The organism is Microcoleus sp. AT8-B5 (assembly GCF_036705565.1).
Taxonomy (GTDB): Bacteria; Cyanobacteriota; Cyanobacteriia; order Cyanobacteriales; family Microcoleaceae; genus Microcoleus.
Genome location: NZ_JAUBUY010000039.1, coordinates 1 through 19,902, shown reverse-complemented (window position 1 = coordinate 19,902; position 19,902 = coordinate 1). Strand labels below are relative to the sequence as shown.

Annotated in this window: 20 protein-coding genes; 6 read left to right on the top strand and 14 right to left on the bottom strand. The window is 45.8% G+C overall.

The features are described from left to right. Positions 1-450: 450 nt before the first annotated feature. Together rsmD and hisH are read right to left on the bottom strand one after the other, a co-directional pair. Complete coding sequence (gene rsmD / locus QUB39_RS22440) at positions 451-993, bottom strand: 16S rRNA (guanine(966)-N(2))-methyltransferase RsmD (protein ID WP_333211883.1); 543 nt, start codon at positions 991-993, stop codon at positions 451-453. A gap of 156 nt (positions 994-1,149) precedes the next feature. Next, positions 1,150-1,785, bottom strand: coding sequence for an imidazole glycerol phosphate synthase subunit HisH (hisH, locus tag QUB39_RS22435; RefSeq protein WP_333056843.1), 636 nt, complete (start codon positions 1,783-1,785; stop codon positions 1,150-1,152). Positions 1,786-1,831: 46 nt separating this feature from the next. On the opposite strand from hisH, the gene QUB39_RS22430 reads away from it, so the two are divergent. Further along, positions 1,832-2,350, top strand: a complete 519-nt coding sequence (locus QUB39_RS22430) for a pyroglutamyl-peptidase I family protein (protein ID WP_333211881.1) — start codon at positions 1,832-1,834, stop codon at positions 2,348-2,350. A 417-nt stretch (positions 2,351-2,767) separates the two neighbouring features. Here QUB39_RS22430 and QUB39_RS22425 read toward each other — a convergent pair whose 3' ends face one another. The 4 genes from QUB39_RS22425 to lgt all read right to left on the bottom strand — a co-directional run bounded on the left by QUB39_RS22425 (position 2,768) and on the right by lgt (position 6,151). Further along, complete coding sequence (locus tag QUB39_RS22425) at positions 2,768-3,250, bottom strand: flavin reductase family protein (protein WP_333056840.1); 483 nt, start codon at positions 3,248-3,250, stop codon at positions 2,768-2,770. Between the two features lie 152 nt (positions 3,251-3,402). Next, positions 3,403-4,239, bottom strand: a complete 837-nt coding sequence (locus QUB39_RS22420) for a dienelactone hydrolase family protein (RefSeq protein WP_333056839.1) — start codon at positions 4,237-4,239, stop codon at positions 3,403-3,405. Between the two features lie 109 nt (positions 4,240-4,348). After that, positions 4,349-5,137: a precorrin-4 C(11)-methyltransferase gene (cobM, locus tag QUB39_RS22415; RefSeq protein WP_333212657.1), complete on the bottom strand. Its 789-nt coding sequence runs from the start codon at positions 5,135-5,137 to the stop codon at positions 4,349-4,351. A gap of 120 nt (positions 5,138-5,257) precedes the next feature. Then, positions 5,258-6,151 carry a prolipoprotein diacylglyceryl transferase gene (gene lgt, locus QUB39_RS22410; RefSeq protein WP_333212660.1) on the bottom strand — a complete coding sequence of 298 codons (894 nt, stop codon included), beginning with the start codon at positions 6,149-6,151 and terminating at the stop codon, positions 5,258-5,260. Between the two features lie 368 nt (positions 6,152-6,519). Here lgt and rlmN point away from each other — a divergent pair, with 368 nt between their 5' ends. After that, positions 6,520-7,635 carry a 23S rRNA (adenine(2503)-C(2))-methyltransferase RlmN gene (gene rlmN, locus QUB39_RS22405; RefSeq protein ID WP_333056833.1) on the top strand — a complete coding sequence of 372 codons (1,116 nt, stop codon included), beginning with the start codon at positions 6,520-6,522 and terminating at the stop codon, positions 7,633-7,635. 398 nt (positions 7,636-8,033) lie between these two features. Here rlmN and QUB39_RS22400 read toward each other — a convergent pair whose 3' ends face one another. The 4 genes from QUB39_RS22400 to QUB39_RS22385 form a co-directional block, all read right to left on the bottom strand. After that, positions 8,034-9,068 (bottom strand): class I SAM-dependent methyltransferase, encoded by a 1,035-nt coding sequence (locus QUB39_RS22400; protein WP_333212662.1) that lies wholly within the window; start codon positions 9,066-9,068, stop codon positions 8,034-8,036. 353 nt (positions 9,069-9,421) lie between these two features. Next, the gene (locus QUB39_RS22395; RefSeq protein WP_333056830.1) at positions 9,422-9,571 is read right to left on the bottom strand and encodes a hypothetical protein; all 150 of its coding nucleotides are present in this window, start codon (positions 9,569-9,571) and stop codon (positions 9,422-9,424) included. Next, a complete protein-coding gene (gene purN / locus QUB39_RS22390) occupies positions 9,564-10,235 on the bottom strand; it encodes a phosphoribosylglycinamide formyltransferase (RefSeq protein WP_333056829.1) in 672 nt (223 codons plus the stop codon). Before purN ends, QUB39_RS22395 begins: the two co-directional genes overlap by 8 nt. A 438-nt stretch (positions 10,236-10,673) precedes the next feature. Next, on the bottom strand, positions 10,674-11,249 hold the full coding sequence (locus tag QUB39_RS22385) for a GNAT family protein (RefSeq protein WP_333056828.1): 576 nt from the start codon (positions 11,247-11,249) through the stop codon (positions 10,674-10,676). A 59-nt stretch (positions 11,250-11,308) separates the two neighbouring features. Here QUB39_RS22385 and QUB39_RS22380 point away from each other — a divergent pair, with 59 nt between their 5' ends. Continuing rightward, a complete protein-coding gene (locus QUB39_RS22380) occupies positions 11,309-12,199 on the top strand; it encodes a sugar ABC transporter permease (RefSeq protein WP_333212665.1) in 891 nt (296 codons plus the stop codon). Between the two features lie 153 nt (positions 12,200-12,352). Here the strand turns inward: QUB39_RS22380 and QUB39_RS22375 are convergent, their stop codons facing one another. Continuing rightward, complete coding sequence (locus QUB39_RS22375; RefSeq protein ID WP_333056825.1) at positions 12,353-12,946, bottom strand: DJ-1/PfpI family protein; 594 nt, start codon at positions 12,944-12,946, stop codon at positions 12,353-12,355. A gap of 78 nt (positions 12,947-13,024) precedes the next feature. Between QUB39_RS22375 and QUB39_RS22370 the strand changes: the two genes are divergently transcribed. Further along, complete coding sequence (locus tag QUB39_RS22370) at positions 13,025-13,390, top strand: hypothetical protein (protein WP_333056824.1); 366 nt, start codon at positions 13,025-13,027, stop codon at positions 13,388-13,390. Positions 13,391-13,754: 364 nt separating this feature from the next. Here the strand turns inward: QUB39_RS22370 and QUB39_RS22365 are convergent, their stop codons facing one another. Then, positions 13,755-13,901: a photosystem I protein PsaX gene (locus QUB39_RS22365; protein WP_333212667.1), complete on the bottom strand. Its 147-nt coding sequence runs from the start codon at positions 13,899-13,901 to the stop codon at positions 13,755-13,757. Positions 13,902-14,511: 610 nt separating this feature from the next. Then, on the bottom strand, positions 14,512-15,498 hold the full coding sequence (locus tag QUB39_RS22360) for a lipoyl synthase (RefSeq protein ID WP_333058396.1): 987 nt from the start codon (positions 15,496-15,498) through the stop codon (positions 14,512-14,514). Between the two features lie 198 nt (positions 15,499-15,696). On the opposite strand from QUB39_RS22360, the gene QUB39_RS22355 reads away from it, so the two are divergent. Further along, positions 15,697-16,248: a response regulator gene (locus tag QUB39_RS22355; protein WP_333058397.1), complete on the top strand. Its 552-nt coding sequence runs from the start codon at positions 15,697-15,699 to the stop codon at positions 16,246-16,248. A 286-nt stretch (positions 16,249-16,534) separates the two neighbouring features. Beyond that, positions 16,535-17,626, top strand: a complete 1,092-nt coding sequence (locus QUB39_RS22350) for a PfkB family carbohydrate kinase (protein ID WP_333058398.1) — start codon at positions 16,535-16,537, stop codon at positions 17,624-17,626. A 330-nt stretch (positions 17,627-17,956) separates the two neighbouring features. Here QUB39_RS22350 and QUB39_RS22345 read toward each other — a convergent pair whose 3' ends face one another. Further along, a complete protein-coding gene (locus QUB39_RS22345; RefSeq protein WP_333058400.1) occupies positions 17,957-19,699 on the bottom strand; it encodes a CapA family protein in 1,743 nt (580 codons plus the stop codon). Between the last annotated feature and the right edge of the window lie 203 nt (positions 19,700-19,902).

Genomic DNA, 19,902 nt, shown 5'->3' with positions numbered 1-19,902 from the left:
CTTCATTTATTTCGTCAATTGCTGAGGCAACTTGCTCTGACAACCTACGCACAAAGCTTAACTTCATCGGAAAAATTTGTATTGTATCCAAGGGAAAAACTTTTAGTCCTGGGGGCGCCCACGCCCGGAAACCCGGTTTCTTTCTGCCTCCAGGCGTGACCGCGAATTTCTCGATCTTATATCTTGCACCATTCTCAATAAGCTTTTATGAACAGGCTTTCCGGCCTGTTCCACAAGAAAATCGACTCTTTGTGCAACAGGCCGGAAAGCCTGTTCTTGAGAATGGTGCAAGATGTGAGTTGATGATACCCGCCACGTGATTTATCCGTGGAATCAATCCAAAATCTCAACTCGAAAATCCTCAACAAAGAGCATTTGTCTCGCGCAAGTCAATCTAAAATCTAAAATCTAAAATCTAAAATCGATTGACGCTGCTGCGGTTTGAGCCTGTCAGCCACTGCGGGTATAGAAGGTTAATGCTGTATTGCCGTATACTTTGTGGCGGCAAATTTCTAGGCCGGAAATCGGTTGTGTCGATCGCTCCGGGCTGTGTTCGATCGCGATTTCGCCGAGGAGTGCTAGCATTTCTTGGCTGGCGATCGCGTTTAACACCGGTTCGTACAAGTCGCTGGCGTAGGGCGGATCGAAGTAAATGCGATCGAACTGCTGCCCCGCTAGTGCCGCCAACTTCGCCGTCGCGTTTCCCCGCAATATTTGGAAGGTTTGGGATGAGTCTGCTACTTGCTCCCAGTTTTGGCGGATAATCGCACAAGCTTTCGCCGACTGTTCGATGCCAGTGACACTCGCGGCTTGCCGACACAAAGCTTCTGCACCCATCGAACCACTGCCGGTACAAATGTCAAGCCATCTGCAATCTGCGATCGTCCCTTGCCAAATATTAAATAAAGCTTCTCTAACTCGCGAAGGTGTAGGGCGAGTTGCGAGTCCCGGCAGGGTTTTGATTTGGCGATTGCCACTGATTCTCAGGCTCATACAATTTTAGATTTTAGATTTTAGATTTTAGATTGGGGATGACTGACTAAATATGAATTTGGTGCAGACTTACAGTTGCATTATTTATTGAAACTAATATCATTTAAAACTATAAACACCCGGTTTATACAACAAACCGGGTTTTGCACAAATCCCCTAAGCCGCTACTTTTTCCCTCACCAGACTGACAAAATTTGACAGCATTTGCAATCCCGTACTCGAAGACTTTTCCGGGTGAAATTGCACGGCCATCAAATTGTCTTTAGCGATAGCCGCCGTCACGTTTTGACTGCCGTGAGTCACAATTGCCGATCGCACTTCCGACTCAACTGGATCGACATAAAAAGAATGCACGAAATACACCCAAGGATCGGACGGTAAATTTTGCCACAGCGGCAAATCCGCTTGAGTTAATTGCAATTGATTCCATCCCATGTGGGGAATTGTCAAACCCGGTTCCGACCGAAATCGGCGCACTTTTCCGGCAATTACGCCCAATCCCGGTTCTACACCTTCTTCGGAACTTTCAAACAGAATTTGCAAACCCAAACAAATGCCTAAAAAAGGTTTTCCCGAGGCGATCGCCCTTTTTATCGGTTCTATCAAATTGCGCGATCGTAAATTCTGCATTGCCGGGTCAAACGAACCAACTCCCGGCAAAACCACCGCATCAGCCTGCTCGATTATAGCAGGAGAATCTGTAATTTTTGGCACTGCACCCACATTTTCCAAGCCTTTACAGACCGAGTGCAGATTGCCCATGTCATAGTCCACTACTGCAATGACAGACATTGACTTACTTGCCTTATATGATCAATATCAGTATTATTGCACAAATATGACTACGAAAATCCTGCTAACCTCATTTGATACTTGGCTTCCCCATCAGAAATCCAACTCTTCGGACGACTTATTAGCCAAGATTTCCCAAATCAAATCTTTGCCTGATTCCCTGACTTTTTTGAGGAAACTGCCAGTAGATTTCCAGCTAGCACCGAATTTGGCGATCGCCCAAATCAACCAACTCCAACCCGACACTATTATCTGCTGCGGCATGGCCGAAAGTCGGCAAAAATTAACCGTAGAATCTTGCGCTTGCTGCGATCGCGACATTCTGAAAACAGCAGTTAATCTCGAACCGCTAGTCGCTGATTTAGCTGCAACAGAAATCAGCCACGAAGCCGGAAAATTTGTATGTGAAGCCCTATATTATGCGGTTTTAAAACATATTTGCGATTCTCAAATACCCGCTAAATGTATTTTCGTACACGTACCAATTTTGACAGAAGAAAATGCCGACAAAATTGTCGCCGATTTTTTATTAATTATACGCCGCTTAGGAATGAGAATTAAATAACTTCCACTCTTGAAATTGGGATGGGCGTCCCGCCCGTCCAAAAAGGACGGGCGGGACGCCCATCCCACAATAACAATTAAAATTGTAAGTTATTTAATTCGCGATCCTTAACTACACGCAGAGACTAGAAACCGGGTTTCTGGGTATACAGCATATTCCATGTATATGTGGTAAACACGATCGCGGCCGATATCAAGTGTAAGGTGCGTCGCCATCAAACATCTGCAATTTCTATCCAAGATATAGCAAGCGACGCACCCTACAAACTTAGCGCAAAAACTTATACAAACCCGGTTTCTGAGATTGAGCGCAGGGGCGAGAAACCGGGTTTCTACGAAGATTTCTCGTTATTCATCGCCAAAACTCGTAGAAACCCGGTTTCTGAGATGGAGTGCGAAACTAGCAACTGCCAAGTCTTTAGCCGCCGTAATTCCAACCGGTGCTTTCTAGCAGCAACGGATTCCCCTCTCGGTGGACGCCGGCTGCCAAAACTTCTCCCACATAAACCGTGTGATCCCCGTGTTCCACAGCGCCGACAACTTTGCACTCGATGTAACCCAGAGAATCCGAGATAATCGGACAACCAGTTTCCGCGCCGGGATAAAATTCTACATCCTCAAATTTATTGCCAACGCGGCGCTGCTGCTTGAAGAATTTCTGGGCTAACTCTTTTTGCCCTGCTTCTAGGAAACTCAAAGCAAAGACACCGCTGGCTTTGATCATGGCGTGGGATTTGGAGTCTTGCTTGACGCAGTTGACAACTAAGGGAGGGGTAAAAGAAGATTGCATCACCCAGCTAGCGGTGAAACCGTTGACTTCCTCCCCGTCTTTGACACCGCAGATGTACAATCCGTGAGGGATTTTCCGCAAGATGGTCTTTTTAGCTTGTTCGTCTAGCACGGGCTTACCTGTTCGATCGATAATTCTACACCGCTCAGTTTACCAATGTCGGGCCCACAAACCCACCTGTCTTAAGGGCTATTCGCTAATATTGCCTTTTTCGATCCCAAACTTGACACCAGTTTTAAGTGAAAATTAACAACTCAAAACTATCAAGAAACTCCATACTTTTTAAACCAATCTTGCATCCGTTTCCAAGCATCCTTAGCTTCTTTTTCCCGGTAACTGGGGCGATAGTCAGCGTTAAAAGCGTGGGGCGCATCTGGATAAAGCACAATTTCGGAACCGCTGCTACCAGTTTTGAGAACTTCCTGCATTTTCTCTACTGTATCGTTGGGAATTCCCTCGTCTTTGCCACCGTAAAGCCCCAATACAGGCACTTTCAAAGTTGCTGCAATGTCGATCGGCTGTTTGGGAGTTAAAGCCGTAGAATCGCCAACCAAACGCCCGTACCAAGCCACTCCAGCTTTGACTTTCGGGTTATGGGAAGAGTACAGCCAAACAATTCTGCCACCCCAGCAAAATCCTGTAATTCCCAACTTATTAATATTGCCTTTTCCTGATTTTTGTGCCCACTCTACGGTTGCATCTAAATCGGACATAACTTGCTCGTCAGGAACTTTCGAGACAACTTTACTCCTAATTTCTTGAATGTCGGTCATTTTAGAAACATCACCTTGACGGGCAAACATTTCTGGGGCGATCGCTAAATAACCTAATTTGGCAAAACGGCGGCAAATATCTTGAATGTGGGCGTGAACTCCGAAGATTTCTTGAATTACTAGAACCACGGGGAAATTGTTACCAGTAGCAGGCATTGCTCTGTAGGCTGGAATTGAGCCTTCTTTTACCGGAATTTTCACCTCACCTGCTATTAAACCAGCAGCATCGGTATTGATAACGGCAGCCGCAATAGGATGAACTGCTAAGGCAAATCCGGCGCTTAATGCGGTGACAGCGATAAATTGTCTGCGAGTTAAGTCTTTCATTGGTTATTGGTTATTGGTTATTGGTTATTGGGATATTGAAGTCAGAAGTCAGAAGGAAAAAAACAGCTATCCGTGTATCCGTGTCAAAATCCGTGTCGTGCCTTCTTGCTTATTCCTTCGATGGTCGGAACAGCCGATCGTGCTCTGGATGGTACAAGCGCGATCGCCCTTCTGCCGATTTTCCCAACGCCGGACTAATCACATACATTGTCGTTCTGATCAAATTATTTTCGCGCGTAGCAACGGCCATTTTGTCAAGGGGAACTAGCACAATTTTTTCATCGGGCCAGCCCAACCGATAACAAATCGCTACAGGCAAATCAGATGGGTAATGTTCCATCAATTTAGCTTGAGCTTGTTCGACATGGCGGGCGCTCAAATACAGGCACAAACTCGCTTGATGAGCCGCTAAACTCGCCAATTCTTCGCGATCTGGTACTTCGGTTCTGCCGCTAATTCGCGTCAAAATAATTGTCTGCACAACTCCCGGAACTGTCAACTCAATTTTAAGTTTAGCCGCCGCAAGTTGGAAAGCGCTAATTCCTGGGATTACCTCAAAAGCAATTCCCTCGGAGGCCAAAGCTTGCATTTGTTCGCCCACAGCCCCGTAGAGACAGGGATCGCCGGAATGGAGGCGGACGACGCTTTTTCCGTCGCGCACTCGCTCCACCATCAAAGGTACAATCTCTTCGAGGGTCTTATCCGCAGTTTGGATCGCTTCAGCATCTGCGCGCACCCCCTGCAAAATTTGCTCTGGGACTAGCGAATCAGCAAATAATATGACATCGGCTGCAGCCAGTAATTTTTGAGCCTTAACAGTCAACAAATCCGGGTCTCCCGGGCCTGCACCTACAATGTATACCCCTGGAATTAGGGCTTCAATCTCTGTCAAACTCATGGCTGCTAAAAAATTTGCTAAATTTACGGACGCTTCCGGATGTACCTATTTTGGTTGGAAGTAATAGATGGTAGATGCACCCTGGTTTTGAACCCTAGAGACTAACCTCTCTGGGGTTTTTTATTGATCCTCTGGCAATTTCGGAGTGATCTTTGCCCGATCGCTATTGGGGGAGACAACATCGGGTAAAGGTCGATCGAGCAAATAAAGCCAAGCTAACCCGCCCAACCCTAAAACAATCCCAGTCAAGCTTACCATCTGTGCCGTCCGCAGCGGCCCGAACATCAAACTATCAGTCCGCAACCCTTCAATCCAGACTCTACCGGAACTGTAAGCTGCGATATAAACCAAAAACAAAGCACCAATTTTCAAACGAATTTTGCCCTGCAAATCGCGGAAAAACAAACTCAGAAGTAACCCAAATACTGCCAAATTCCATAAGGATTCGTATAGAAATGTGGGGTGGAAATATTCAAAATTAGCGTAGGCTGGCGGGCGGCTGTTTGGCGGAATATAGAGTTTCCAAGGCAAATCCGTAGGACTGCCAAAAGCTTCGGAGTTAAAGAAATTTCCCCAGCGTCCGATCGCCTGACCGAGAATTGCCGAAGGCGCGATTAAATCTGCCAATTGCCAAAAAGAAACTCGCTGGATTTTTGCAAAAATTAAAGCTGCGATCGTGCCCCCCAAAATCGCCCCGTGAATGGCAATTCCGCCTTTCCAAATCGCAATAATATCTTCAGGCCTCTGGGCGTATTGCGGCCACTCGAAAGCCACGTAATAAATTCGAGCGCAGGGAATAGCGCCCAAAACCAGCCAAATTGCCAAATCACCCAGCAATTCCGGGTTGACGCGGCGCTTTTCGGCCAAGTATTGGGAGAGACTGACCCCAATCAAGACGGCAGAAGCTATCAACAGCCCGTACCAGCGAATGGCTGCGGGGCCAAGTTGAAAGATAATTGGGCCCGGCGATGTAAATTGAAACGCTAAAGGCAGCGCAAGAATATTTAACACCATAAAATTTGCATTAATTGTGATGGAAAGCTGTCAAATTTGCATACCCTTTAACAAACTCCAGAGTTTATTTTAGGTGGCGGCGGTCATTTACACGCAATATTTGGAGAATTTTACCAAATATTAACTGAATTCTTGATTTGGAAGATTGCTGTCTAGAGTTTTTTTGTGAATCCACAATAAGAGCCCCCTAACCCCCTTTTTTTAAGGGGGGGAACCGGATTATTCTTAAAGTCCCCCTTCTTAAGGGGGATTTAGGGGGATCGAGATTCCGCCTTCTGCCTTTTACATAAGTGCCTTTTTGAGGATTAACGGCAGTTTTGGTCGAGAAGTTTTAATATGGAGGATGGCTTTAAATTTTCTAATGACCTATGTCTCCTACTTCCGTTTCTCAGGTGTACTCTTCTGGTAATTCCAAGGGTGCGAATCAGTCTCGCAAGACTGCTGCTTTGGCTGTTGAGTCGGGTAAAATTCCACCTCTGTTGGGGGCGAGTTTGGCTGAGTTAACGGAGTGGGTGCAGCAAAACGGGCAGCCTGCTTATCGGGGAAAGCAGTTGTACCAGTGGATTTATGAGAGAGGTGCGCGATCGATCTCTGACATTTCTGTATTCTCGAAGCAGTGGCGCGAGACTGTTGCTAAAATCCCGATCGGGCGATCGACCATTCACTATCGATCGGTCGCACCAGACGCCACGGTAAAGTATCTCTTAAAATTGGCAGACGGTCAAATCATTGAAACCGTAGGCATTCCCACCGATAAACGGCTGACTGTGTGCGTCTCAGCCCAAGTTGGCTGCGCGATGGGATGCGACTTTTGCGCTACCGGAAAAGGCGGTTTCAAGCGCAATTTAGAAGTAAACGAAATCGTCGATCAAGTCTTGACTGTACAGCAAGATTTTGGCCGCCGAGTCAGCCACATCGTATTTATGGGAATGGGCGAACCCCTGCTGAATTTCGATAATGTTGTAGCTGCTGTCAAGTGTTTGAATCAAGATGTAGGAATTGGACAGCGAAACATCACCATTTCTACAGTAGGAATTCGCAATCGCATCAGCCAACTAGCCGAACATCAACTGCAAGTTACCCTCGCCGTCAGCCTCCACGCTTCCAATCAAAGATTGCGCGAAGAGTTAATTCCTAGCGCCCGCCCTTATCCTTTGGGTGAGTTAATCGCCGAATGTCGGGAATATGTGCGATCGACTGGACGCAGATTGAGTTTTGAATACGTTCTTTTAGCAGGTGTGAATGACTTACCGGAACACGCAGCCGAGTTAGCAACTCACTTGCGCGGTTTTCAGTGTCACGTCAATTTGATTCCTTACAATCCGATTCAGGAAGCTGAATATAAGCGACCTACTCCCAATCGAATTAACAGTTTCGTTGCGACTTTGAAGGAAAAGAAAATTGCAGTTAGCGTGCGGTATTCTCGCGGCTTAGAAGCAGATGCAGCCTGCGGACAATTGCGGGCATCCGAGGTGGAGGCTTAGGTTTTTAACCGCTAAAATTTGTTGTATGGTGGGTTATATCTGAGATGTTCCACCATTCTCAACTAGCCTTTTGCAGGCGGGCAGGATGCCCAACCCCTACTCCCCACAAGAAGAAAACTCCATCTGTGTGGAACAGGCATCTTGCCTGTTCTTAAGAATGGTGCAATATCTGAGTTAGACCACGTTATTTTATCAATCATCGATAAACTATATTGTGACCGAAAGCATCCAGGATACAAGCCCCTGGATTCATCCGTCCAGAAATAAAAAACCTGTATCCGATAAAGGAACCCCCGAATTTATCCGTGGGGTCAATGCTTCGATTCTAAAATCTAAAATCTAAAATCTAAAATCTAAAATCTAAAATCTAAAATCGATTGACGCACCATACTAACTCTCTACAAGCGTTTAACAAGTATCCACCGCAACTCTAACGGCGGTGTTTCTTGCACAGGAAATAAATCGCGCCCGCTAGCCCAACTGACAAACCAAGGTGTCGGCGGCCACGCAGAGTCAGGCAAATGTTTTTGTTCGTATTCAATCACAGATTCATCGGAAATAATTTCTAACGGCAAACCCTCGATTGCTGCTTGCAATTCTTCTCTGGTAATCAGATAAGACCAACACAATTCAGACATTTGTTTTGCTATCTCATCGGGTTCGTACCCATCTACAGCTAAGAAAGCACTGAATAAGATAAACCCGCCACTTAAAACAGCATCGGACATTTTGCCCAGGAAAAGACGAATTTGTTCGGGGTAGCGGAAGTGAGAGAGAACTTCGGTAGCAATGGCTAATTTGTAACGATAAGTTTTCATCCTCAATAATGGGTCTAAAACGTCGCCTTGGGTGACATTTATCGGCAAGTTTTCGGCGGTGGCTGCTGCTGATAGTTTCTCGGCAAATATCGGTGTTAGTTCGATCGCATCCACGGAATGACCTAACCTTGCTAAGGGCAAACTATTGCGCCCTGGGCCCGCACCAACATCTAAAATAGGTGCTTTTCCCGGTTCGCCTAATTCGGCGGCAATGGCGATGACTTTGGCATCGGGATGGCTGCCGAATAAAGGTTCGGGGCGAATATCCGGCCAGCTATGATATTTCTGGGCCATTGATTCGATTTGAATCTTGGTATTCAGAGTAATGCCGCCGGCTAAACCGCTTTGGGAATTGGCGGGAAAATAGGAGACTATGAGATTAGCGTGGGGGGAATTTTTGAATCCTTCTGCTAAGGCGTTGGCGATTAATGTTCGCAAGTTTTCAGCTTGGGCAGCGTCGATGTTTTGTCCGAGGATGTTTAAGAAGTCTGACAGTAATTTAAGATAGTCGTCTAGCATCGATGGCAAGCAAGGCAGATAGAATTCTCCCTTGAGGCCGATGCTTTTTTTGAGCCTTTCTTTGAGAATTAATTTCAGGCGATTCGAGTCTATCATTCGATTTTAGATTTTAGATTTTAGATTTTAGATTGACTCTCGCATTGAATCGGGAACCTAGAACAAGACTCTAAAATTTTGATCTTTGCAGCACTTACAGCATATTCGGTGGTTTATGAAGTACAGTAGAAACCTTAATTGTGTGCTGTTAATCTGTAGGGTGCGTCGCTACGAGATATTGGATATACAGCGGATTCCAGGTTTATAAAGTACACCCCAGAAACCGGGTTTCTTCTGGATTTCTCGCCAGAAACCGGTTTTATTCAAGAAACCCGGTTTCTCTGTACTTCACTTACCTGGAAAGTGCTGTAACTTACAGATTGACGGGTGGCGACGCACCAAACAGCGGGCCATCAGATTATGTGTACCACATATAAATGGAATATGCTGTAAGTCATTCGCAACTCTCCGTTTTTGGGCGGAGTCAGCGGCGGGCCTGTTTCGGGTGATTCGCCCACGGGCAATTTGGGGATAGATGCGGCACTGGTAAGGTTTTTAGTCACAATATTTTTGATTAGATTCGGCAATAAGTGCGATCGCACCGAGCATAATCTTGTGCTCTTGCACCTGAATTCTCGCGTGCAGCGTTTCTGCGGTATCATCAGGCAATACGGGCACCGCAGCCTGCATTAAAATCGGCCCGCTGTCTACTTCCAAACGGGCGATATGCACCGTACATCCGGTGATTTTAACCTTAGCGGCCAGTGCTTGCTCGACGGCGCGAATTCCTGGGAAACTCGGCAGTAAGCTGGGGTGAATGTTAATAACGCGATCGGGAAAAGCATCAAATAAAACTTCGGTAACAATTCGCATCCAACCAGCCATCACTACCCATTCTACATCATATTCTTGAAAAGTTTTGACAATTTTTGTATCTAATTCTTCGCGACTTTTGCAGTCGCGGTGATTGAGAAGAATCGAGGGAATGCCGTATTTTTCTGCTCTGGCTGCGGCTTTGGCTTCGGGGTTGTTGTAAATTAATACTGGGATTTGAGCGTTGAGTTGTTGGTTTTGGATGGCTTGGGCAATTACCTCAAAGTTGCTGCCGCTTCCTGATGCTAAAACTCCTAATTTTAATGGAGGATGAGCCGGATCGATAGAACTTTTGCCAATCTCAGGAGAAATCAGGCAGGCATTGGAATTAACAGATACTGGATTAGCGGTCATTCGATTTTAGATTTTAGATTTTAGATTTTGGATTGACTTGCGCGAGATAAATTCGGGGCGTGAGGATTTTAGATTTTAGATTTTGGATTGATTCCACGGATAAATCACGTGGCGGGTACCACATGAAGAAATTCTTGGTCATAAAGATAAAAACTATTCACTCGTATTCTACTATAGAGGTAAAGGGTAAGGTTTGTTTCGGCGCACTCTACATGGAGATATTGCGTAAGTCCTAAGTATATTATTTTTTTTCCCTGACCGAAAGCATCCAGGATACAAGCCTCCGGATTCATTCCGAAAGCAGACTCAGGACGGAGAAATAAAAAACCTGTATCCGATAAACCAGCCCCCGAATTTATCCGTGAGGTCAATGCTTCAATTCTAAAATCTAAAATCTAAAATCTAAAATCTAAAATTGATTGACTTACTGATTCAACCCTATTCTACAATATTCTCAAAAAACTCTTCCCTGAGAATCGAATAAAGTTTTAGATCCCAATATCTGTCTTTCACAAATAGGTGCTGTCGCAATACCCCTTCCAATTGCATCCCCACTTTTTCCATCACCCGCGCGGAAGCAATATTGTTAACTTCACATCGAGCCATAATTCGATTCAGCAACATCTCCCGAAAGCCGAATTCAATCACTGCATTAACAGCCTCGCTCATGTATCCTTCGCCCCAATAGCTCCTAGAAAGTGCGTAGCCAATTTCCGCGCGGCTGTGCGTCATGCTCCATTCGACAAATCCGCAAGTTCCGATAAACTTTTTCTCGACTTTGTGGACTATTCCCCAATCTACAAGCTCTCGTCTTTTGTACATTTTTGTAAGTGACCTGAGAAAGTATTTAGTGTCTTCGAGCGAGGTGTGAGTTGACCACATTGTGTATTGTGATACTTCGGGATTTGAGGCATACTCAAACATATCGATCGCATCGTTTAAAGTGATTTTTCGGAGCAGGAGCCTTTCAGTTTCTATAGTGGGTAAATGAGCTAATATATCGAGAAGGTTCATTTTTAGATTGACCTATATTGTGATACCATTTAAAACTAAAAGCTAAAATTTATAAGCCAATGGTTCAGATTAAATTTGGGCGTTTTAACTGGTTGGATAATGATGCGATCGCAGCTTGGACTTTTCTGGCCCCAGCTTTGCTGTTTCTGGGTACTTTTTTGATTGGGCCGATCGCCTATTTATTTTACCTCAGCTTTACCAGCGGCAGCTTTACCCAGTCGGGATTGCGTTGGATTGGCTTCAACAACTACTGGCGTCTAGTCACAAACCCGGATTTCTGGCAAATCCTCCAAAATACGCTCTATTTTACTACTGCAACAGTCATTCCCAGTTTAGTGATTCCATTGGGCTTAGCAGTTTTGCTAAATCGCTCGTTTGCTTGGCGAGGAGCTCTCCGCACCGCTTATTTTATTCCTTCGATTACCTCTTTAGTTGCAGTTGGCCTGGGTTGGCGGTGGTTGTTTCAAACCGAAGGCCCGGTGAATAGTGTGTTAATGGCGATCGGCTTAAATCCAATTCCTTGGCTTAGCAGCACAGTTTGGGCAATGCCTGTGATCATTCTGCTCAGTGTTTGGAAACAATTAGGCTTTAATATGGTAGTATTTTTAGCAGGATTGCAAGCAATTCCGGTAAATCGTTACGAAGCCGCAGAATTGGATGGAGCTAATGCTTGGCAGCAATTTTTGTACATCACTTTACCCGGTTTGCGGCCGACTTTAGTATTTGCTACTGTCACTACTGCTATTTTTACTCTGCGGAGTTTCGAGCAAGTTTACGTCATCACCGGCGGCGGCCCTTTAAACTCTACTAATTTGCTAGTTTATTATATTTACGAGCAAGCTTTTTCGCAATTTGATTTTGGCTATGCAGCCGCAGCGGCAACTTTCCTGATGGCTGTAGCTTTGCTATTAGTCTATTTACAACTAAAAGTTTGGGGCGAAGATACTTGATATCACATCCGGCAGTGTATGGGTGGGGCGGGGCGGGTTTACCGAATTGTTTGTTGTAGGCAATTATGGTTGGTAAAACCCGCCCCAACGCGCAAATTATACAATTAACAATGCCCAATGCCCGATGCCCAATGCCCGATGCCCAATGCCCAATTACCCATTCCCAATTTTATATTCCATGTACTCTGCTGTTTGTTGAGCTTGTGCTGTACCCAAAAGTTTGCCGACAACGTGCAGAGACATATCAATTCCCGCAGCAATTCCCCCAGAAGTGATGATTTTGCCGTTATCTACAAATCGCTGATTTTCGATAATAGTTGTGTTGGGCGCTAATTCTTTCAATAAATCCAATGCTTGATGGTGGGTAGTTGCTGCCAAACCTTCCAACAAACCAGCTTTTGCCAAAAGCAGCGAACCCGTACAGACAGAAAGCACTAATTCTGCTGTTCGGGCACAATCTTTTATCCAGTTAATAACTGCTGAATTATCGATTAACTTTCTAGTACCTTGTCCTCCCGGTACAATTAAAATATCCGGTGGCGGACAATCGGAAATGGTGCAGTCGGGATTTACACTCAAACCATTGCGGGTTTTGACAGCACCGGGATGTTCGGCTACGGTAGAGACTGCAAAAGGTCGCTCGCCCTTACTTAATTCTGATGTCACCGAAAACACTTCAAAAGGGCCTGCAAAGTCCAGTACCTCCACATCATCGAATATTAAAATAGCTACCTTCCTAGTTGCCATAAGACCTACTTCTGATAGAGGCAAAAAATCTCGGCGATTTGTTATCGTAGAACAGGTATAATTTAAATTATTAAAGCTATGCCGAAAAATATCCGCCATCGCGCCGTAACAATCTGTCTTTTATGTCTGGCTTGCGCCTTAGCAATTGCTGTTGCGCCAATTGTCACGCCCGCTCAATCCACAAGCCAATTAGAATTTCGCATTACTCAATTAGAAAGGCAAATTTCTGAACTCAGGGGACAAATCTACAGCTTGCAGAACCAAGGTTCGAGAGTTAACAGGCCTCAGTCTCCTGCCCCTTCCGGTTCTGGTCGCACAAATCCTAGACCGCTGTCGGGAGACCCGATGTTTGACAATTTAGCAACTTTGGCAATTGAAACTAAGCAAGATGTTATTAAAATTCAAGAGCGCTTGTCAAAGCTAGAAGCGTCGAGAAATCGCTAGAGAAGTCAATCGATTTTAGATTTTAGATTTTAGATTTTAGATTTTAGAATTGAAGCATTGACTTGCGCGAGATAAATACGTTCGGCAAGTTTCATCGGATACACATTTTTTATTTTTCCACGGATGAATCACGTGGCGGGTATTCTGGATGCTTTCGGTCATTAGTCATTGGTCATTGGTCATTAGTCAGAAGGAAGAGGTTCAAGGGAAGAGGGAAGAAGTCAGTAGTCATTAGTTAGAAGGATGAAGTCATATTATCCCCAACTCAAAACTCAAAACTCTCTGCCTCTCCCCTCTCCTTCTCTCCCATTCTCCGACGTTGAGGTCGAGAACAGCAGGGTCTGCTAAAAGTTAACTTGCAGAACTATTCAATGATATGGAAATAATAGGCTGCAACCACAAAATTGATGGCTAACAACAACAGAAACCAGCCTGCGCGAAATGTGTAAGGGAATTTGCCCGTTTTCATCACGGAGTCGGATTTTAATTGGTTCTTCGCTATCTCTGGCATAGGTAAAGCTCCTAATTGATAATGTCACTCTCTTTACAAATACCAGAGAGCGTCGCACTTATGCACAATCCTCTAGAGTTATTTTTTTTGACACTCCCCTGCCTGAAGGCGAGGGGATTCTTGGTTCTGCGACATACCTTAAAACTATCTATCCTTGCGGCAGTGTTTAAACCAGGTATCCGTTCAAAAGAACCAAATATCGAGCTTAATTTAGATAGCCTCGCGAGGGTTTGTCTCCCCAAGCTTTCGAGAATTGCTTCTCTTGTTTCTGTGTGCCCCACAGTACATTTTAGACAGTACATTTTAGAAATAAAAAGTTTAGTCTCTGATTTTGGCTTACATTAGTTAGCCCAGCTATGTTTTTCGTGGTTTTCGCTACCCACTAACCATTATTGTTTTCCGACCAGTAGTTTGAGCGTGGTGTCTCATGTGTATCGGCGGTTATTCAACCTGTAGTCTAGTTATTGTACTCTACAATGAACACAATGCAAGAAAGTTCAAGAAAACACTTAACAAAAGTTGATAATTAATTAAAGCCGTCCTAGAAGGACGGGGCTTTATACCCAATTTCTTGGTAACAAGTTTATACCGAGTTGAATTCAAATTAGTTTCAATCGTTTTCTCCGGCGTGGTAGGAACTGCGGACGAGAGGCCCCGATCGCACGCGCTCAAAGCCCATCTCCCGCGCGATCGACCCAAAACGGTCAAATTCGGCTGGCGTCCAGTATTTACGCACTGGGAGGTGCTCTAGAGATGGTCTCATGTATTGACCGAGGGTGAGCCGATCGCACTTGGCGTCCCGCAAATCAATCATCGCTTCGACTATCTCGGCTTCGGTTTCCCCGTGCCCCAACATCAAACCGGATTTGGTGGGAATAGTTGGGTCATATTGCTTGACAATACGCAGAACGTCGATCGAGCGATCGTACTTGGCCCCCCTCCGCACCGGCCCTTGCAACCGCCGCACCGTCTCAATATTGTGGTTGTAACAAGCCGGTTTAGCCTCCACCACCGTGCGAATCCGCTGTCGCTGCAACTCATCGAGACCGCAATTCTCCCCCTCGGCGGGCACGGGGAGGGCGGGCACGGGGGCACCGCCCCTACCTGTTCCCCCCCAAAAATCCGGCGTCAGTACCTCAACTTCAGTATGCGGGTTCAGAAGGCGGATTTGGGCGATCGTCCTGGCAAACCAACCCGCACCCCCATCCGGCAAATCATCCCTCGCCACCGAAGTCAGCACCGCATAGCGCAAACCCAACAACTGCACAGCCTCGGCCACCTTTTGCGGTTCCTCCGGGTCTAGGGGCATCGGAGAATGACCTTTATCTACTTGACAAAAAGCACAAGCGCGGGTGCAAATGGGCCCCATCAACAAAAAAGTCGCCGTTTTTTGGGCGTAGCACTCGCCCCGGTTGGGGCATCTCCCCTCCTCACAAATCGTGTGAATTTGCCGCTGTTTGATAATTTTTTGCACTTGGGAAATTTCGCTAGCTTTGCCAACGGGCCTACGCAACCACTCCGGCATCGCCTCGATTTCACCCCGCATTTGAGCGGCAACTGCTTTGACAGTAGGAGTTTTAGGAGTTTGGGGCGACATAAAATTAAGTGGTGATTGAGTTAATTCCTTCGATCGTATCCGAAATCAAAGCCCCTGAACTTGTAGGAGTATCACCCGAAATCCGAATCGCGCCGAAATGCAACAAAACTAAACTCGCCCAGAATTATGGGTAGAATTCTGTTAGGGATATACTGAAGGTTGCAAATCATCACTCATTCATTACTGAAGGAGTCAGTCGTGGCTGGTCAAAAAATCTTGGTAATCGATGACAGTAAAGTCATCCGCGTCCGAGTCCGAGAGATGTTGCCGCAGGGTAACTTTGAAGTTCTAGAAGCAAAAGACGGCGAAGAGGGACTCAAACTGATCCGTCAAGCCCGGCCCAATCTAATTATGTTAGATTTCCTACTGCCCAAAGTCAGCGGTTGGGAAGTGTATCAAAAAGTGCAAGCCCATCCTGAGCTTTCTAAGATACCTTTGGTGATCATGTCGGGCCGCGAAGAAGAGGTGATGGAAAAAATTCCGAAACCCTTTGAGAAGCATTTTTTTGCATTCATCGCCAAACCGTTTGAAAAGAAGCAGCTAACCGAGGCGATCAAATCGGCCATGGTACTGGCCAAAAAGAAACCAGTGCCGGAAGCCCCAGCAGCCCCCGCTGCAGCCACTTCTGGAGCGGGCGCCGCCGAAATTCAGGCGATGACTGTGAAAATGGCGAAAATGCAAGCGGAAATTGATGCACTCAAAAAACAAATGACTCAGGTGATTACGATCATCAAGCAGAAATTGAAATAATTCTGCTGTTTTTTGAAGGCACTTATGTAGAATGAAACTTCCACACCGTGAAACTTTCAGTTGAGTCTCAAAGGCTGCGATTTTATCCGCATTTTTTTGCCAAATTGTTTGAGCGAGTGCGATCGCAAATAGCCTGCAACTGGTTTCTCAAAATCCCAGTGAGAAAATCAATTAAAAGTTAAAAATAAAATAAGGGAGGAAATTAATTATTAAATTATATTAGGATTTTTAATTCCCGCTCGTTCCACACTCAATTATCAACTCCTCAGTCTCATTTTTTTGGTTAATGACTAACGACTATTCCGATTTTTTGCCTCAACTGCGTGCCTCAACAGAGCAATTATTGAAAAGATTAGACTGCTTCGATCGAGCGCAGGTATTAGCGATCGGAGATTTGACCTTGGACGAGTTTCTTACCGGACAAGTAGAGCGAATTTCCCGCGAAGCACCTGTGTTGATTTTGCGCTACGAAAATACTCAGCAAGTACCCGGAGGTGGCGCAAATGCTGTCTATAATTTAGCCAAACTGGGAGGCAAAGTAAAAGTTGCTGGTTTGGTGGGAAAAGACGACCAGGGAAAGGCTTTGTGCGGTATTTTTGAGGCGGCGGGAATTGATACGGGTGGGATTTTAATCGATTCGCAGCGTCCAACTGTCACCAAAACTCGAATCTCCGGGCACGCGCGGCAGTCGGTGACTCAGCAAATTGTTCGAGTCGATCGCAAATCGGACGAGTTGCCGGATTTAGATTTGCAGTTGCAACTGGCAGACTACATCCGGCAGCAAATACCGACAGTAGATGCCGTGGTTTGTTCCGACTACGGCGACGGAGTTTGGACGAATTTGGCGATCGAATCGGCAGTGGTTCCCGGCAAAACAATTGTAGACGCTCAAATAAATTTGCAGCGATATTCTGGAGCAATGCTGTTTACTCCGAACTTGCCAGAAGCCGAGCAAGCCGTCGGATATGCTATCAAAAACCCTCAAACTTTAATGCAAGCAGGACGCGATTTATTGAACTTAACTCAAGCTCAAAAAATCCTGATTACTCGCGGTGAAGAAGGGATGAGTTTGTTTGAAAGGGCGAACGGCGAAGAAATCAAAAATTCACCCCCTCCAACATCCATTTGTGAAAAGGGGGAATTTGCCATTCAAAGTTGGGACATTCCCCCTTTTAACAAGACTGATGTATTCGACGTAACCGGTGCTGGAGATACAGTTGTAGCAGCAATGACTTTAGCTTTGTGCGTCGGTGCATCCGGTTGGGAAGCGGCAGTTTTGGGCAATTTGGCTGCTAGTATTGTCGTCCGTCAATTCGGTACAGCAACGACGACTGCAGACGAAATGAAAGAAGCTTTGAAAACGATGATCGATCACTAATCAGTTGTAATGGGTGATTGATTATTACTTGTTCCCAGGCTCTTCCTGGTAACGCAGATCCGGAGGCTCAGCCTCCAATTTACTTGTTCCCAGGCTCTTCCTGGTAACGCAGATCCGGAGGCTCAGCCTCCAATTTTCCCATCGCTTTTCGAGGCTGAGCCTCTAGATATCGGTTCCCAGGCAGAGCATGGGAACCAGCGATTAAAGGCCGGGGCGGGTTTACAGATTTTCCCGTTTCTATTCAATATCTTGGCGAACCCGCCCCTACAGGAATCATGGTTAATTGACCGGACATGATATTACTACTGACTAATGACTAATCACTAACGACTACTTACTTTTTTTCAAAATTTGCCCCTTGTCATCAATTATCAAACCGCTATTGGGAAAATCGCTCTTTGTCAAACGGTTAATCAAACCCACAGTCCTAAATTTGTTATCAACAGCCGGAACACCTCGCCCGTCAAGTTGGACGGGGATAATCTTACCAGAAACAAAATCCCCTTTCGGAGTCATTTTCACATCCAAAATTAGAGATTGACCGAGTGTTCCTGCTGTGGACAAAGTGCGATAACCCAAAAAATTTCCCAGGGAATAAGCAATCAATTTCCCTTTATAAAGTTCCATCGCTCGCGGGACGTGCGGGCCATGTCCCAAAATCAAATCGGCTCCCGCATCAATCATCGTCCGCGAAAACAAAACCATATTTCCCCGGTTTTCTCCGTAAAAGAACTCAGTTTTATTTCTCACATTCAGAGCTCCCGTTCCTTCCGCTCCAGCATGAACTGATATCACTACAATATCAGCGTTTTGCTTGGCTTTTTTGACAACTTCTGCTCCCGCTTTGAGTTCCAGCAAGGAATTGTGAACGTCGCCGTAGTTGCTGAAACCGATAAAGGCAAAATTCACGCCCTTGACATTTTTATAAACAATTTGATCTCTTTTGCCAACAGCCTTCATGCCGTTGCTGTCGATGTTTTTAATCGTGTCATTAAATCCTTTCTCGTGAAAATCGTAAGAGTGATTGTTGGCAATATTCAAAATATCAAAACCAACATCTTTGAAAATTTTGGCATAACTCGGAGGCGTCCGAAAGGCAAACAGCATTCGTCCGCCGCCTGCTTTGGAACTGTAAGGATGATCGGTCATCGTGCTTTCAAAATTGCCAAACAGAATATCAGCTCCTTTGAGGTACGGTTTTACCGACTCTAATAACATCTCTTTTTTTGCCGGCAGTTTGTTGTAGGGATAATTTGTGCCGGGGATCATGTCACCAACTGCTTTGATGCTGACTGTGGCGGGCACAATGGCAGGTTTTGTGGCGGCAGGGGAGGGCGGTTTTGGAGCTGGAAGGGGTTTGGCTGCGGGTGTCGAGCTCACTTCTTGTACCGCAGGCTTTGACGTTAGAGGGTTATTAGTAGCGGTGGGTGAGGATTTGTAAAGTTGAGAAGCCAGCACAAAGCCGGATATCGGTACGAGAATTAGACTCAGAGCACCGACTGACAGCCCAGATTTTTTAGTTTTAGTGCCTGCTAATTCTGGCTGGGGTGATGGCTTTTGCTGCCTTTGGTTTGGGGGTTTTGGAGTTGGGATTTTAGAGGGTTGGGGCGGAGATTTTTCTGGTATTTGAGTGGGCGCCGTTGTGACATTTTGAGTTTTTTCTAGCTTGGGCAAAGTCACAGGAATGGGAGAAGCTGCTACACTAGCGGCTACTGCTGCACTCGCAGCTACTGCGGCATTCACGGCAACTAACGGACTCACGGGTGCGGCAGTCAAGCGTTTTTTTAATTCTACCGTCTGAGTCCAAGCGGGCAATTGCTGGCCGTCGCGCCGCCCGTAAACTGTCACTGAGTAAAGGTTATTTGGTTGCAGCCGCTGCAACCCTTTGACTGCGACTCGGAGACAGGCTTCTTCTGCGGGCAAATGTTCTGCTTCCAGCAGCAGGTGCAGGGTGTCGTTTTCCCGGCTGGCTTTAGCCGTGACGCCGAAGCTTTGGAGTGCTTGGCCGATCAGAAATGCGATCGCCCTGGCATCGCCTTCTTTTGCTAAATTTAAAATATCTTGTTGGCTCACAAACGCCTCTACTCTCACACTAGAAATTTAGCTCGATCTTATATCAAATTTGGCTGCACAGCATTAAATACCGATTGATTTAACTTAAGTAAGGAATGAGAATTAAATAACTTCCACTCTTGAAAGTGGGATGGGCGTCCCGCCCGTCCAAAAAGGACGGGCGGGACGCCCATCCCACAATAACAATTAAAATTGTAAGTTAT

What these genes read in the sequence shown, in the direction of transcription:
- cobM (WP_333212657.1), bottom strand. Translation starts at nt 5,137, where the DNA reads ATGAGTTTGACAGAGATTGAAGCCCTAATTCCAGGGGTATACATTGTA.
- QUB39_RS22420 (WP_333056839.1), bottom strand. Translation starts at nt 4,239, where the DNA reads ATGAAAGACTTAACTCGCAGACAATTTATCGCTGTCACCGCATTAAGC.
- QUB39_RS22385 (WP_333056828.1), bottom strand. Translation starts at nt 11,249, where the DNA reads ATGAACCTTCTCGATATATTAGCTCATTTACCCACTATAGAAACTGAA.
- QUB39_RS22365 (WP_333212667.1), bottom strand. Translation starts at nt 13,901, where the DNA reads ATGCCAGAGATAGCGAAGAACCAATTAAAATCCGACTCCGTGATGAAA.
- purN (WP_333056829.1), bottom strand. Translation starts at nt 10,235, where the DNA reads ATGACCGCTAATCCAGTATCTGTTAATTCCAATGCCTGCCTGATTTCT.
- QUB39_RS22400 (WP_333212662.1), bottom strand. Translation starts at nt 9,068, where the DNA reads ATGATAGACTCGAATCGCCTGAAATTAATTCTCAAAGAAAGGCTCAAA.
- QUB39_RS22360 (WP_333058396.1), bottom strand. Translation starts at nt 15,498, where the DNA reads ATGTCGCCCCAAACTCCTAAAACTCCTACTGTCAAAGCAGTTGCCGCT.
- hisH (WP_333056843.1), bottom strand. Translation starts at nt 1,785, where the DNA reads ATGTCTGTCATTGCAGTAGTGGACTATGACATGGGCAATCTGCACTCG.
- QUB39_RS22350 (WP_333058398.1), top strand. Translation starts at nt 16,535, where the DNA reads ATGACTAACGACTATTCCGATTTTTTGCCTCAACTGCGTGCCTCAACA.
- rsmD (WP_333211883.1), bottom strand. Translation starts at nt 993, where the DNA reads ATGAGCCTGAGAATCAGTGGCAATCGCCAAATCAAAACCCTGCCGGGA.
- rlmN (WP_333056833.1), top strand. Translation starts at nt 6,520, where the DNA reads ATGTCTCCTACTTCCGTTTCTCAGGTGTACTCTTCTGGTAATTCCAAG.
- lgt (WP_333212660.1), bottom strand. Translation starts at nt 6,151, where the DNA reads ATGGTGTTAAATATTCTTGCGCTGCCTTTAGCGTTTCAATTTACATCG.
- QUB39_RS22380 (WP_333212665.1), top strand. Translation starts at nt 11,309, where the DNA reads ATGGTTCAGATTAAATTTGGGCGTTTTAACTGGTTGGATAATGATGCG.
- QUB39_RS22375 (WP_333056825.1), bottom strand. Translation starts at nt 12,946, where the DNA reads ATGGCAACTAGGAAGGTAGCTATTTTAATATTCGATGATGTGGAGGTA.
- QUB39_RS22370 (WP_333056824.1), top strand. Translation starts at nt 13,025, where the DNA reads ATGCCGAAAAATATCCGCCATCGCGCCGTAACAATCTGTCTTTTATGT.
- QUB39_RS22430 (WP_333211881.1), top strand. Translation starts at nt 1,832, where the DNA reads ATGACTACGAAAATCCTGCTAACCTCATTTGATACTTGGCTTCCCCAT.